This is a genomic window from Clostridium neonatale (assembly GCF_001458595.1).
Lineage (GTDB): Bacteria > Bacillota > Clostridia > Clostridiales > Clostridiaceae > Clostridium > Clostridium neonatale.
In genome coordinates this window covers 108,823-124,176 of sequence record NZ_LN890326.1, presented here as the reverse complement: position 1 = coordinate 124,176, position 15,354 = coordinate 108,823, and the positions used below count along the sequence as shown (strand labels likewise).

The following is a 15,354-nucleotide window of genomic DNA, read 5'->3' as shown; positions in this document are numbered from 1 at the left end:
GCAATTATGTGGTTCGAATAAATAGAGGGGAGTTATTATGGACAAAAAAAGTATAAGAAAAAATATATTAGAAGCAAGAAATAATCTAGATACACATGAAAAGAAAAAGATGGATAATATAATTGAAAAAAAATTTCTGAATAGTAAAGAATATATATGTGCTAAAAATATATTTATTTATATATCATATGGTTCAGAAATAAATACTAAAAATATAATATTAAAAGCAATTAAAGATAATAAAAATGTATATGTACCAAGAACAGAAATAAAGACTAGGAATATGGATGCAGTAAACATTATTTCGTTCGATAAATTAATAAGGAATGCTTATGGAATTTTAGAACCATCAAATGAAGAATTATCTATTGATCCAAATGAATTGGATTTAATAGTTGTTCCTGGAGTTGCTTTTGATAACAATAAAGGCAGAATGGGATATGGTGCAGGGTATTATGATAGATATTTTAGTAAGATTAGCGAGAAATATTATAAGCGAATAAATAAAGTTGCATTGGCTTATGATTTTCAAATAATTGATCATGTTCCAATGGATAAGAATGATGTACCAGTTGACTCTATAATAACAACTTCTAAAATTATATTATAAGTTTATTACAAGCTTTAATATAAACTAAATTTTCTATATGCATGTAGTACAACGAATTAAGGTGGAAATTTATGAAGAAAGGAAATTTTTTTTATTTAAAAAATACTAGTTTAAGCGAATACTATACAGATATAATAAAGGCTCAATGCGCTTCTGATAAGTATCCAATGATAACTAAAATATTATTAAGAAAAATAGTAGAAGACATTGTTAGAAAAGTTGCCAAAAAGTATGGTATATATTCAAAGGAAAATATGAGAAATTTAATTACAAGTATAAAGTATAATTTTAATATATGTTTTCCTGAACAAATATGTAAATGTATTAATACAATACGATTCAATGGGATAAATAAAGAAAATTATGATATTGAGAATGCAAAAATATTTAATTCTACAGATCTTTTAAAAATGGCAAATAGAATATTTATATGGTATATAAAGGACATTGAAAAAGTATCTGATTTTAATGAAGATGATGCTGTAATCATTTTACCGAATAATTTGGACGTAAGTAAAGAAGAATTGGAAAAAACTATAGATGATATAGTGAGTAAAGAAAATCAAATAAATGCTCTTAGAGAAAGGGTTATAGATTTAGCTAATAATTCTCAAAATGTTAGTGGATTGAATAGAGTTGTGATTGCTATAAAAGAGGAAAAAGCTCTTTTAGAAGAAAAAAAGGAGTATTTATCTGAAGAAATTAAAATTTATGAAGATAGTATCTTGGATATAGAATCAAGTTATGAAAGTGAAATGAAAGAACTTAACACATTGAGAAGTGAATGGGATAAGATTCAGACGTTAATAAGCGAGAAGGAAGATAAGTTAGTAAAAGTTGAAATAAATAATCAAGATTTCAAGATGCTAGCAAGCAATTTCGAGGGTAATAAAGATGAAATAATAAAATATGAGTTATTAATAAATGAATCATTAGATAAGTTAAGAAAAGGATATAAGAATCTTAGTATCTTATGTAAGGAATATAAAGACATTTTGGCAACAATCACCTTTTCTTATAAGGATGAATATAAGAATGACTTGATAGGGAAAGAAAGTAGGACAAGAATAAATATAAATAAAGAAGATAAGCTTTTTGAAGAGGAAATGATTATATATTTCAACAATATAGATGAAGCTAATAAGAATGTCAGAGTTTTAAAGAAGATTTTAAATGATCAAATAACCAAACAGATTAAATATTATGAGTTTTATAAAGGGTTCTTAAATTTAAGGGGAAATTCTCTTAAGCGATTGTATGTACTAAGTAATAAATTCAGTGTACAATCAATTCTAATGAATACAGCAAAGAATATATTTGGAATACCTGATAAAGAAGGAATTGATGAATATATAAATAAAAAGATAGAAGAAATTTCAGATGTTTCTGATGCAGAAATAAAATTGCATATCTATTATAGATTGATTAATATAGCTAAGGTTGAAGTAAAATGTGTGTGTAATAGAAAAGGTTTCACAGAAAATTTAGATAATATAGTACAGAAAGCACATGAATTTTTAAAAAGCAGAGAATGGGTTAAGGGATATTCGGATTATCTAAAAGCTATAAGTATTTATTATTTACAAAGAATAACAAATAATATTAAATCAAATTACTATAATAATCAAATAGTAATGCAATCTAATTTAATAGACGATATATTTAATAACATTAAAAAATTTAATGAAGAAGAAAAAAAATATATTTATCAGGGATTAAACGTATTAGTTGTTGATGAGATTAATATTAGGAATAGTATTAGTTCTGATATATTTAGATTTATTAATGTTCTTTGTAGTATGGATAGCAAATTTGCATATGCTTTAGCTTGTGGATTACTATTTAAACTATATTATTCTAATAATGATTTAGGTTTAGAGGCTATAATTACTAATGGAAGTTTACTTAAAGAGTTTTTAGAAAAAAGAGTAATTGTTGATTTATTTATTTCAGAAGGAGGATTATCGCTTAATAAATTTGAGGCAAAGCAGGAAGCTTTATTGCCACTTTTCGTATTTATGGTTACATGTGCAGATAAGATTATAGAGGAATTCACAGATTTAGAATCCTATAATGAAATATCTGATTTTTGGATATTAAAGCAACAGCAGTATAATGATTTAATTATATATGAGAAAAAAAGCCAAATGTCTTTAATAAAATTAGTTAATGAGAAGAAAAAATTAGAGCTAGATACTGAAAAAAATTCTAAAGATTATATTGTAATGAGTAATAAATATGTAAAAGATTTAGATAAATTTAAAAAGAATGTATTATCATCAGACAAAATTAAGTATTTGCCATCATATTTGAATTATACAAATTTAATAGCTCAAAAAGAAGAACATGATCAAACAATAGATGAAATGAAAGAAAAGCTTGGAGCAATTAAAAGCGCTATGTCAACTGGAATATGGAAAGCGCAGAATGCTAAGTATGTTAATGATGCTAATATAAATAATGTAGAAAAATTGCTTATTGAAGAAGCAAAGAGAAGTATGCATTTTAAAAATGAATACCAAGAAATTATTCATCTTCAAAATACTATAGACGGTATAAATGATTTAACTTTGGAATTAAAAGAATCATTAAAAATTAAAGAAAAAGAATTAAAAGATACAAAAGAGAAGCTTGAAGAATGTAGGAAACAAATCCAAGTAATTAAAAATATATATCCAGACATGGAAGCATCATATTGGGTATAAATAAATTGATATTAACTTAGATGAATATTTAATGTATAATTAATATGATTTATTTATAACAAGGGGGCTATATATTATGAATATAGAAACTAAATGTTTGCATGAAGGGTATCATCCTAAAAATGGAGAACCAGTTGCATTACCTATATACCAGAGTACAACATATAGATATAATAGTACAGATGAAATTGGTCAATTATTTGATTTAACAGCTGATGGGCATATGTACTCACGTATATCTAATCCAACAGTTGCAGCTGTAGAAGAGAAAATAGCATCATTAGAAGGTGGAATTGGAGCCCTTTGTACTACATCTGGACAAGCTGCTGCATTAATAAGTATATTGAATATACTTAATGCAGGTGATCATATAGTAAGTGCAGCAACAATTTATGGGGGAACAATAAATCTTTTTGCAGTTACTCTTAAAAAGTTTGGGATTGAATGTACATTTGTAGATGCAGATGCATCAGAAGAAGAAATACAAAAAGCATTTAAACCTAATACTAAAGTGGTGTTTGGTGAGACAATAGCAAATCCAGCAATAGCAATATTTGATATTGAAAAATTTGCAAAAATAGCACATAAGAATCATGTGCCGCTTATTGTAGATAATACATTTGCAACGCCTATTCTTTGTAGACCAATAGAATTTGGAGCTGATATAGTAATTCATTCAACAACAAAATATATGGATGGACATGCGGTTCAAATAGGTGGAGTAATTGTTGATAGTGGAAATTTCAATTGGGATAATGGTAAATTTAAAGAACTGGTTGAACCAGATGAATCTTATCATGGTGTTATGTATACTAGAGATTTTGGAAAAGCAGCTTATATAACTAAAGCAAGAGTTCAATTAATGAGAGATTTAGGATGTTATCCTTCTGCCCAAGCAGCCTTTCTGCTAAATTTAGGACTTGAAACTCTTCCAGTAAGAATAGAAAAGCATTGTAGCAATGCAGAAAAGGTAGCACAATTCTTAAATTCTAATGATAAAGTAGAATTTGTTAATTATCCAACAATTGATGGGAATAAATATGCTGATTTAGCTAAAAAGTATTTACCTAAGGGATGCAGTGGAGTAATATCATTTTCTATAGAAGGACCACGTGAAAATGCCATAAAGTTTATGGATAGTTTAAAATTAGCTGAAAATGTAGTTCATGTAGCTGATATACGTACATGTGTATTACATCCAGCAAGTTCAACACATAGACAACTTAATGATGAGCAGCTTGTTGCAGCGGGAATAACTCCTGGACTTGTAAGAATATCTGTGGGATTAGAAAATATTGAAGATATAATTGAAGATGTTAAACAGGCACTAGAAGAAGTTTAAAATATAAAAGGCTAATGATGGCTAATGATTGTCATTGTTAGTTTTTTGTTTTTTTAAACTATAATTTTTTATTTTACAGTGTATATATTTAGAAAATAGAAGAAACACACAATGTGTGGCTCAAATTTTATTTAAAGCATAGAGTTAGGAGAATTGGTATGGAAAACGTAGAATATTTAAAAATTAATTTACCAGAAGATGTAATGAAATTAAAATGTAATGGCAATTTTGATGAAGAAGAAAAGTTAATTAACAGTCTTATGAAAAGAGATATTCCAGAAGTATTAAAGAAAAAATTATGCCTAGAGAAAGAGATTATAAAAATAATTAAGGGGGAGTATCCATATACATTTGAAGAAGCTCTTAAAGTTGGAAAAGAAAATATAGAAGACTTTACAGAAGAGGAATTAATAATGTTAAAAGAGGATGGTACTGCAGATTGGATTTTTATTAATGGTGAAGTTTATTTTCAAGATAGCTTTTGTGGAACTATTATAAAGACAAGAGAAGAGTTCGCGAAGAGAGCTATGGATAAAGATAAAATAAATAATAATGAAAAAGAGTATGAATTTTTAAATAATATAATAAGAGAAATAAAAGAAAAAGGCACTAAATCATATTTTGTTCATTTAAGGAGTAAAATGAAAATAAAAGATGATTCTATAAAGGAAGGCAAACAAATAAAAGTTCATATTCCTATTCCTGCTAAATCAAAACAATTAAGTGATATTAAGATAATAAATACTGTCCCAGAAGCTAAAAATATAAATGATGAAGATTATAAACAAAGAACTGTTTATTTTGAGGAAAATATAACAGATAATAATAGAGAATTTTCAGTGGAGTATTCATATAAAAGCACCGTAAATTATGTGGAGCTTAAACCTGAAGAAGTAAGTGATATACAGCCTGATTTTGAAATAAATGAACTGCCACCACATATAATGTTTACCCCATATATAAGAGAGTTATGTAAAGAAATCGTTAAAGATGAAAAAAATCCGCTAATAAAAGCAAAAAAGATTTATGAATTTGTAACAACAAAAGTAAAATATTCATTTGTAAGAGAATATTTTACAATAGAAAATATAGCAGAATATGCTGGACTTAATTTAAAAGGAGATTGTGGAGTTCAAGCTATACTCTTCATAACATTATGTAGATGTGCTGGAATACCTGCAAAATGGCAGTCAGGATTATTTGCATCACCTTTATCAGTAGGTTGTCATGATTGGGCACAATTTTATATAGCACCATATGGATGGTTGTTTGCAGATCCTTCTTTTGGAGGTTCTGCATATAGAAAAGGAGATAAAGAAAGATGGAAGTTCTATTTTGGAAATATAGATCCGTTTAGAATGGTTGCAAATTCAGAATTTCAGTATGAATTATATCCAAGTAAGAAGTTTTTAAGGATAGATCCATATGATAATCAAAGAGGAGAAGCTGAATACGAGCATATGGGATTAGGCAAAGAAGCATTAGAAGTAACAAGAGAAACTATAGAATTTAAAGAATTATAATATAAAAATAAGCTGAATAACAAGTGTTATTCAGCTTATTTTTTAGCTAATATTAATGAACATAGTTATTATTCTATTTAACAGAACTTTAATATAAACTTAATTGGAACTTTATGAGAATGGAATATTATATATATTGGAAATAATATAATTCATAAGTTTATAGGAGGAAAAATGATTAAATTTAATAGTATAAGAACAAAGATCCTCATATTCTTAATTCCAATTTTATTGCTAGCATTCACAACAATATCAACATTAGGATATAAATTTGCTAGTAATTCTTTAAGTAGTAGTAATTTAGAAATAATGAAGGAGATGACAAAAGTAGCTGCAAGTAAGGCCAATGATAGAATAAATGGAGAGATTGATAATATAGAAGCATTGGCTTGTACTCCTATTATGACAAATAAAGAAATTAGTATTGAAGAAAAGGTGAACTTTCTAAAGAAAACAGCAGAAAAGAAAGGCCTTATTGAGATGAGTGTAGGGGACAAAGAAGGAAACTTTATAACTACATCAGGTAAAATAAAGAATACTAAAACATCTCAAAGTTATATTAATTCTATGACAGGAATAAGTTCTATAACGAATCCATATTTAGATCCTGAAACGAATAAAAAAGTTGTAACATATTCAGCACCCATAGTAGATTCAGAAAATGAAGTTATAGGAATGATAACATCAACTAAGGATTGTAGTGATTTTATATCATTAGTTGATGAAATAAAATTTTTAGAGACAGGCAGTATAATTATTGTAGATAGTTATGGAAATATTATAGTTTCAAGCGATAGTGAAATGATTAAAGAAAATAAGAATATTACAGATATGAAATCTGAAAATGAAGTTTTAGACAAACTAAATAACATAGGAAAGAGTATGATTATAGCTACTGATTGTGGTATAGGAAAATATAATTATGGTGGTAAGTTTAGATATATGTCATATACACCTATAGGGAATACAGGGCTCTCATTAGGAATTACAGTTGAAGAACAAGATTTGTTTAAAGCATTAAGTGGATTAAAATTAGTAGATGTTATAGCAACAATAATAATGATGGTTATTATATCAAGTATTATAATAATTTTTTTATTTAGGGTTACTAAAAAGCTAATAATAGCTAAAAATTATGTTGATACTATAGCAAATGGAGATTTTGAGAGCAGGTTAAATGAAAAATTTCTTAAAGGAAAAGATGAAATAAGTGAGATTTGTAGAAGCGTAAATAATGCTAAAGAGTCTGTAGGAAATATGATAAAATCTGTTAGAGATAACGCACATAAAGTTAAAAATGAATCATCAGATTTATCGGAAATTTCTTCAGAATTATCAATGTTTACTAATGAAATATCATTATCAATAGGACGTGTTGCGGGTAGCACAGCTAAACAGGATAATGAATTTAAAGGCATAATGAATACACTAGGTATGTTTAGTGAAAAGTTTGATATTATAAAATCGAATATTAATTCAATAAATAGAAGAGTTCTTATAGTAAATGATAAAGCAAGTAGTGGAAATAAAAATATTGAAGATTTAAATGATGGAATTGAAAATGTGAATTCTACTTTTGAAGTCTTTTCTAATAGTGTAAATCAAATAGAAGAGCAAATGATGACGGTAAATAGAATCACAGATATTATAAATGGAATTGCGGAACAAACAGATCTTTTAGCATTAAATGCAGCCATTGAAGCAGCTAGGGCAGGAGAGGCAGGAAGAGGATTTAATGTAGTAGCAAATGAGATAAGAAAGCTTGCTGAGCAAAGTAAAGACTCATCTCACAATATATATAAGATAATAAATGGATTAATGATTATGACAAAAGAAATAGTTAGTGATTCTAAGGAAATGGAAAAAGAATTAGAGTTGCAAAGAAAAATAATATACGATGTTTTGAGTTCATTTTCAGAAATTAATATATTAGTTAAAGAAATAGCACCTAAAATATCTAACATAGATACTGAGTTTGCCAATATAACAAATAGCAAAGAAGATATAGTTAAAACAGTTGATGAATTATCAGATATGGTTGAAGACACATCTAAATCAATAGATCAAATAACAATTTCTGCTATTGATTTATCTAAACTTGGTGATAAAGTAAGTCAAAAAGCAGATTTACTATTAAATGAATCTGATTCATTAACAGAAGAAGTCAAGCAGTTTAAAGTCAATGAAGAAATTTTAGACAATGAAGAAAATAATATGGGGAACATTATAGATGATGAATTGGATAAAGAGGAAACAATTGATGAATGTAATTTAGAAGAAGATAAGCTAATAAGTTAAGTAATAAAAATTGGCCGCCTCACTATTTAGTAAGGCGGTCATTATTTTTATCTTTCTTTATTTTTAACTTCAGTAACAATTCTTTCAACGAATGCATCTAGGTTCATAGCACCTTCATCATCGTTCTTTCTACTTCTTACAGAAACTTCATTGTTTTGAGCTTCTTTTTCACCAACAACTAGGATATAAGGAGTTCTTTCAAGTCTAGCTTCTCTAATCTTGTAACCAATTTTTTCTGCTCTATAATCAGTTTCAACTCTTATTCCATTATCTCTTAGTTTTCTAGTAACAGATTCTGCATAATCATTATATTTATCAGAGATTGGTAATACTTTAACTTGAGTTGGAGAAAGCCATGTTGGGAATGCACCAGCATATTTTTCTATAAGCATAGCTAAAGTTCTTTCATAACATCCAATTGATGATCTATGAATGATATATGGACGTTTCTTTTCACCATTCTTATCAATGTAAGTCATATCAAATCTTTCAGCTAAAGCAAAGTCTATTTGTACTGTAATTATTGTATCTTCTTTACCATGAACATTCTTAAATTGAATATCAAGTTTTGGACCATAGAATGCAGCTTCATCATCAGCTTCAACATAATCTATATTTAAATGATTTAAAATAGTTCTCATTATATCTTGAGTTTTATTCCAAGCTTCTGGATCATTAATATATTTTTCAGTATTATTTGGATCCCATTTTGAGAATCTATAGCTTATATCATCTGATATTCCTAAAGTATCCATTATATATTTTATTAATTCAACTACTCCTTTGAATTCATCTTCTAATTGTTCTGGAGTAACTATTAAATGCCCGTCAGATAAAGTGAATTGTCTAACTCTTATAAGACCATGCATTTCACCAGAAGCCTCATTTCTAAATAGAGTAGAAGTTTCACCATATCTTATTGGTAGATCTCTATAGCTGTGTTGTTCAGCATTATATATAGTATATTGGAATGGGCAAGTCATAGGTCTTAAAGCAAATATTTCATCATCTTTTTCTTCATCACCTAATACAAACATTCCATCTTTGTAGTGATCCCAGTGACCAGATACTTTATATAAATCACTCTTAGCCATAAATGGAGTTTTAGTTAAAACATAACCTCTTTTTTCTTCTTCATCTTCAACCCATCTTTGAAGAATTTGAATTATTTTAGCTCCCTTTGGCATTAATAAAGGGAGACCTTGACCTACCTTTTCATCAGTAGTAAATAATTTAAGTTCTCTACCTAACTTATTATGATCTCTCTTTTTAGCTTCTTCTAATGCTTCTAAGAATGAATCAAGTTCTGATTTCTTTAAGAAAGCAGTTCCATATATTCTTGTAAGCATCTTGTTCTTTTCATCACCTTTCCAATAAGCACCAGCACTTCTAGTAAGTTTAATTGCTTTTATTGGTTTTAATGACATAACGTGAGGACCAGCACAAAGATCAGTGAAATCACCCATTTTATAGAATGAAATTACTTCATCTTCAGGAAGATCATTAATTAATTCTACCTTATAAGGTTCATCTTTCATTAATTCTAAAGCTTCATTTCTTGGAAGCTCAAATCTTGTTATTTCAGGATTTTCTTTGATTATTTTTTGCATTTCAGCTTCAAGTTTTTCTAAGTCTTGAGTAGTAAATGCAGTTTCTCTATCAAAATCATAATAGAATCCATTAGAGATAGAAGGCCCTATAGCTAATTTTGTTTCAGGGAATAATCTTTTAACAGCATAAGCTAAGACATGTGATACACTATGTCTTACAGCATCTTTACCCTCTTGAGAATCAAAAGTACAAATACTTAATTCAACATCCTCATTAATAATTTTTCTTAAATCACAAACTTCACCATTTACTATTCCACAAAAAGCATTTCTAGCTAATCCTTCGCTTATTGATTTAGCAATGTCAAGAACTGATATTTCAGCTTCAAATTCTTTAATAGAACCGTCTTTTAAAGTAACTTTTATCATTGTTTAAGACTCCTTTCAAAAATATGAAATTAATTGTTTTATATGATGTTTATAATAATTTACAAAATAAAAACTCCGTCTCAAAAATATAGAGACGAAGTAATATCCGTGGTTCCACTCTAATTACCTAAAATAAGATATAAAATAATATAACTATATTAGGTCACTTAAATTTATCGTAACGTGATAAAAACGGGCTTTATTAGAGCCACTCAGAGGTGGTTTTCAGACTAAATTTATTTAAGAATAATCACACCAGCATATTCTCTCTCTGAAAATAAGATTTTAGCTTACTGTCCTCATCAACGTGTTATCATATTATTTTTTATTATAATCATTAGATGTTTTTATGTCAATAATTCTAGAAAATATTAAAAAATAAGGAGCATCAAAAATATTATAAGATTTGATGGCTCCTAACTTGTACATTAATCTATATTATTAATTAATCTATCTAAGGTTAAATTAACTATCATATCTTCAGAATATAGTTTTCCACCCATAATCTTTAATATAACATCATTCTTTTTATAGCCCTCTTTATATAATTTTAAATCTTTAGTTATTCTTTTTAGGGCATTATTTGGTAAGTTAAGTTCTAATGATAATTCCTTAAAAGAGTAGTATTCTTTTCTTAACATATAAAGTAATTTATTCTGTAATTCTAATTTATATCTAATGTCCACTTCTTTACAATGATGAGGACCGCACTTTCCTCTATGATGTCTTGGACACAGATATTTATAGTTTAACTCTATATCAAGTCCACCTTCACTTCTATGAACAATATGGTGTATGTCAGCTGGTGCATTGCATATTTCACATAAAGGCAATAGTTTATCCTCCTTAGAATTTTGATAAAATTGATTTTTTATTATTAAACTTAACCTATAATATTATAAATTAATGAATAAAAAATATCAATTTTATTATATCATTATGGTTAGAATTAATAATATGTTACTATATCAAACAATAATTACTAAATAATTACAAGTTAAAATTTACCTTATAAGAAGAGAATTTTAATAAATAAACATGTATATTTAACTTGAATAAACAGTACAATATACTATATAATGTAATTGAAGGAATAAATATAGACCTTTAAATTTAATTAGAAATAAACCACAATAGGACGGTGATTTAGGTGAGAGAAAATTATAATTCCATTAAGTTTTGGGAAAACGTTGTCAGAGAAAATAAAACTATACGTGGGCATATGTTTATGAAGGATTCACCTACAGAGAAATCTTTTTATTTTCATACAATGATGTTCAGTAAAAATAATGGATTGAACAATGTCTGGGGTTATTTTCCTAATACAAAGAGTTTGTTAGGATATATTCAATATTCTTTTTTGCAGGAGTCTTTTTATAAATGGATATATGGAAAATTAAAGACTATAACTAATATTCCTTTTGTGAGTGTTGATAATGTTATAAGAAATGCATCTAAAGATAATATTATAGATAAAGATGTAGTTTCTAAAATGAAAGAAGACTATGAATTTTTATCAAAGCTTTGGGAAATGAGGTCTTCAAATATTCAAAGAGAATTAAAGAAATTTTCAAGAGCTTTTAATAAAAAATGGATGGGAGATAATGAGGAATTTATATATATAAAATTCTTTACAACTCCTGAAGAGTTAGCTGACTTTGTAATTTCTTCTAGTGTAATGACAAGTACAGAAGAGGAATTAGAAGAGAAGTTGGGAATGTCAATTGATGAATGGAAAGAAATTAGTAGAACAGCTATTGGTAATAAAGTAAATGGAGAAAAATTTAGAAAGGTTTTGCTTAGAAAACTTACAGAGGTATTTTAAATATGTATGAATAAAAGATGAGTAGTGACTTACTCATCTTTTATTTAATAAATTTAGTCAATAGAAGCTATACTTTGAGCAGAGATACCCAGTTTTTCACCAGTAAATCCTAAACCTTCTTCAGTAGTAGCCTTAATGTTAACTTGGTTTCTATTTATATTAAGAGCATTTGATATATTAACAACCATGTTATCTATATAAGGTAACATTTTAGGGGCTTGAGCTATTATAGTAGCATCTATATTATTTATTTTATAACCGGATTCTGAAATTAGTTTAGCAGTTTCTTTTAATAAAACCATGCTTGAAACTCCTTTATAATTTTCATCAGTATCTGGAAAATGTTTACCTATATCGCCTAAAGCGCAGGCACCTAAAATTGAATCAATTATGGCATGAATAAGAACATCAGCGTCAGAATGACCTAATAGTCCTTTTTCATATGGTATTTCAACACCGCCTATAATTAATTTTCTATCTTCAACTAATTTATGAACATCGTATCCTAATCCAACTCTCATACTTTCACCTCTGATTTATTATTATTATTATTTTTATTTTTATTTTATCACAAAAAATAAATTTCATGAAAAATTAGTTAGATATACGTTGTTTATTTAAATGCTGATTACATTGAGATTTATGCTTGACTTTAAATTTATTAAATATGAAATTAACAATTCTGTAGAAAATGAAAGATATAAAATTAACTCTTCTTTTTTTTGTGAAATTTACGTAGATAACTTTTTTTCTCATAAAATGCTCCATAATAATTGATTTAGAACTAACTTATAATTTTCTATGTTATAATAATATAATATGAGCGAAGTTGTATTTTGATATCAATGTGTGAGGTATATAAATAATGGAAAATATAAAATTTATGAAGGATAAATACGAATTTACTTCTGCTTCACCAATTATATTAATGGATTCAGCAGATAGGGATAATAGAAATGAACAAATTAATTTATTAATAGAAGATTTAAATATGTATAATGTTTTTCTTAAGGATTTAGTTAATTTTCCTTTAAAAGAAAAGGAAAGAAATATAGCTTTAAATATTGCTTATTATATTATTGAGAATGAGGAATTAAGAGATAATTTAAATTTAAGTAGACATTTAAATATACCTAAATTATCAAGAGCAACCAAAATAAAAAGTGATTACATAAAAAAATGGAAAGATTATATTGTTGCATATTTTATTATAATAAATAACCCTGAATATAAGTTTATACAAGAATATTTAAAAATTAAGTTAAAGCAAAGAAACAGAGAAACAAGACATAATATTATTAAGCAGAAGACATATAGGGGAATAATAATAAAATTACTATTACATAATTCAGCATGCATATTAACTTCAACAGGAGAATTTAAAAAAATAAAATTAAAGGGTGAATTAACTTTAGGGGCTGTGGGTGAAGGTAAGAAAAAAATTGGATCAGCAATATATAAAATACCTGTATGTATTTTACTTTTATTCTTAATGATATTTGGTTTTAACATATATTCAAAGTATACAACAGCTAGCAGTATAATAGTTGTTCAAACTACATCTAATATAAAGTTGCATGTCAATATATATGATAGGGTAATTTATTCACATTCTCCAACAGAAAAAGGGAAGGTACTGGTTTCAAATTTAGATGCGGAAAATAGAAAAATTGATGATGTAATAACAGATATTTTAAAATATGGTTTAAAAAATGAAATGGTAAGTAAAGAAAATACTGTGTATATAACCGTCGCAGGACAACCGTTAAAATATGGAGAATTATCAGAGACTAATAAATTTATAATAGAAAATGATATAAAGGTCGTTATCAATAATTCAGGGGTTCAGCAGAAATTAGAAGATAATATTAATGAAAAATAAAAGAATAGAACAAGATATGTAAAGTATATCTTGTTCTATTTTTTATTTCTTCGTTTCGTTTAAAATATTTTTAAGTGTATTAAGATCATAATTTGAGCTTACATAGATTCTATCTAGCTTAAGAAGATTATCTTCTCTATCTGAAAATCCTCTGTTAGTAGTAAATCCTAGTGTATAGCCAGCTTCTTTTGCTGCCTTAATAGTATCATCATTAAAATCTCCAAAAGGATAGGCGATAGCATATACCTCTTTATTTATTATTTTTTCCAGGGTTTTCTTTGAATTAATCATTTCAGCTAATTGATCAGCATAGCTTAATTTATCTAAATTAGGATGATTAACGGTGTGACTTTGAATATCTATACCATAATCAGACATTTCTTTAATGGCATCTTCAGATAGATAATATTTTCCGTCTAAAGCATTCGTAATACAAAATATAGTAGCTTTCAAATTTAATTCTTTTAATAATGGAAAGGCATTGTAATAATTATCCATATATCCATCATCAAATGTGATTAGTATACTCTTTTCGTGAATTGGCTTATTATTTATTAAATAATTTGCTACATCACTCATTGTTAACGAAACATATCCTTCATCTTTTAAATATGAAAGCTGTTCTTTAAGAAGTTCAGGAGTTATTATAACCTCATTAGTAGAGTCTATATTTACAGAATGATAGTATAAAACTGGAATGCCTCGATTATCATTAATTAATTTATCTGATTCAGAAAAACCAGAGTTATATGTTTTAAGAATATCTTCTTTAGTGTCATCTATGTTAGTGTCGTTATTGTTTATTCTTATATCATCTTGGATATTAGATTTTTCATTGTAATCCTTTTGATTATTATCTTTAATAATACTTGTGTTTGTATCAATAAATTTATATCCAATAAATACAGAAATAATAGTAACTATTGATATTATCAATAGGTATGATTTCTTCATTAAATTTCCTCCTATTATATAATATACAATACATTATAAATAAAAAATTATATAAATACTAGGAGGCCATCTAAAAAGATTATTATAAATAAAAATTTATTGTATTATTTAACAGAATATTTAATAACTTTTAGACTAAAAATATAAAAAGTATACAATAATAAGAAAATAGTACAACTTATTAACATTATCCACAAGTGCATGTGGATAACATGTTATAAAAATGTTAATATACA

General features: G+C 26.6%; 11 protein-coding genes and 1 other annotated feature. Of the genes, 7 read left to right on the top strand and 4 right to left on the bottom strand.

The genetic code is table 11. The features are described 5' to 3' along the window. Positions 1–37 precede the first annotated feature (37 nt). The 5 genes from BN2920_RS02520 to BN2920_RS02500 all read left to right on the top strand — a co-directional run bounded on the left by BN2920_RS02520 (position 38) and on the right by BN2920_RS02500 (position 8,478). Positions 38–610 (top strand): 5-formyltetrahydrofolate cyclo-ligase, encoded by a 573-nt coding sequence (locus BN2920_RS02520; protein WP_058293465.1) that lies wholly within the window; start codon positions 38–40, stop codon positions 608–610. 71 nt (positions 611–681) lie between these two features. Then, positions 682–3,315, top strand: coding sequence for a coiled-coil domain-containing protein (locus tag BN2920_RS02515; protein WP_058293464.1), 2,634 nt, complete (start codon positions 682–684; stop codon positions 3,313–3,315). A 76-nt stretch (positions 3,316–3,391) separates the two neighbouring features. Next, entirely contained in the window at positions 3,392–4,657 is a 1,266-nt protein-coding gene (locus tag BN2920_RS02510) for an O-acetylhomoserine aminocarboxypropyltransferase/cysteine synthase family protein (RefSeq protein ID WP_058293463.1), read from the top strand. Positions 4,658–4,815: 158 nt separating this feature from the next. Then, positions 4,816–6,180 carry a transglutaminase-like domain-containing protein gene (locus BN2920_RS02505; protein ID WP_058293462.1) on the top strand — a complete coding sequence of 455 codons (1,365 nt, stop codon included), beginning with the start codon at positions 4,816–4,818 and terminating at the stop codon, positions 6,178–6,180. A 174-nt stretch (positions 6,181–6,354) separates the two neighbouring features. After that, positions 6,355–8,478 carry a methyl-accepting chemotaxis protein gene (locus BN2920_RS02500; RefSeq protein WP_058293461.1) on the top strand — a complete coding sequence of 708 codons (2,124 nt, stop codon included), beginning with the start codon at positions 6,355–6,357 and terminating at the stop codon, positions 8,476–8,478. 47 nt (positions 8,479–8,525) lie between these two features. Here the strand turns inward: BN2920_RS02500 and thrS are convergent, their stop codons facing one another. Continuing rightward, positions 8,526–10,457, bottom strand: coding sequence for a threonine--tRNA ligase (gene thrS / locus BN2920_RS02495; RefSeq protein ID WP_058293460.1), 1,932 nt, complete (start codon positions 10,455–10,457; stop codon positions 8,526–8,528). A gap of 87 nt (positions 10,458–10,544) precedes the next feature. Next, positions 10,545–10,772, bottom strand: a binding site (T-box leader). A 113-nt stretch (positions 10,773–10,885) separates the two neighbouring features. Beyond that, positions 10,886–11,290 (bottom strand): HNH endonuclease, encoded by a 405-nt coding sequence (locus BN2920_RS02490; protein ID WP_058293459.1) that lies wholly within the window; start codon positions 11,288–11,290, stop codon positions 10,886–10,888. A 317-nt stretch (positions 11,291–11,607) separates the two neighbouring features. Here BN2920_RS02490 and BN2920_RS02485 point away from each other — a divergent pair, with 317 nt between their 5' ends. Beyond that, positions 11,608–12,282: a hypothetical protein gene (locus tag BN2920_RS02485; protein ID WP_058293458.1), complete on the top strand. Its 675-nt coding sequence runs from the start codon at positions 11,608–11,610 to the stop codon at positions 12,280–12,282. Between the two features lie 53 nt (positions 12,283–12,335). On the opposite strand, the gene ispF is transcribed toward BN2920_RS02485, so the two are convergent. Further along, positions 12,336–12,803 (bottom strand): 2-C-methyl-D-erythritol 2,4-cyclodiphosphate synthase, encoded by a 468-nt coding sequence (ispF, locus tag BN2920_RS02480; RefSeq protein WP_058293457.1) that lies wholly within the window; start codon positions 12,801–12,803, stop codon positions 12,336–12,338. Positions 12,804–13,147: 344 nt separating this feature from the next. Between ispF and BN2920_RS02475 the strand changes: the two genes are divergently transcribed. After that, positions 13,148–14,164, top strand: coding sequence for an anti-sigma factor domain-containing protein (locus BN2920_RS02475; RefSeq protein WP_058293456.1), 1,017 nt, complete (start codon positions 13,148–13,150; stop codon positions 14,162–14,164). 42 nt (positions 14,165–14,206) lie between these two features. On the opposite strand, the gene BN2920_RS02470 is transcribed toward BN2920_RS02475, so the two are convergent. After that, positions 14,207–15,118 carry a polysaccharide deacetylase family protein gene (locus BN2920_RS02470; RefSeq protein WP_058293455.1) on the bottom strand — a complete coding sequence of 304 codons (912 nt, stop codon included), beginning with the start codon at positions 15,116–15,118 and terminating at the stop codon, positions 14,207–14,209. Positions 15,119–15,354 lie beyond the last annotated feature (236 nt).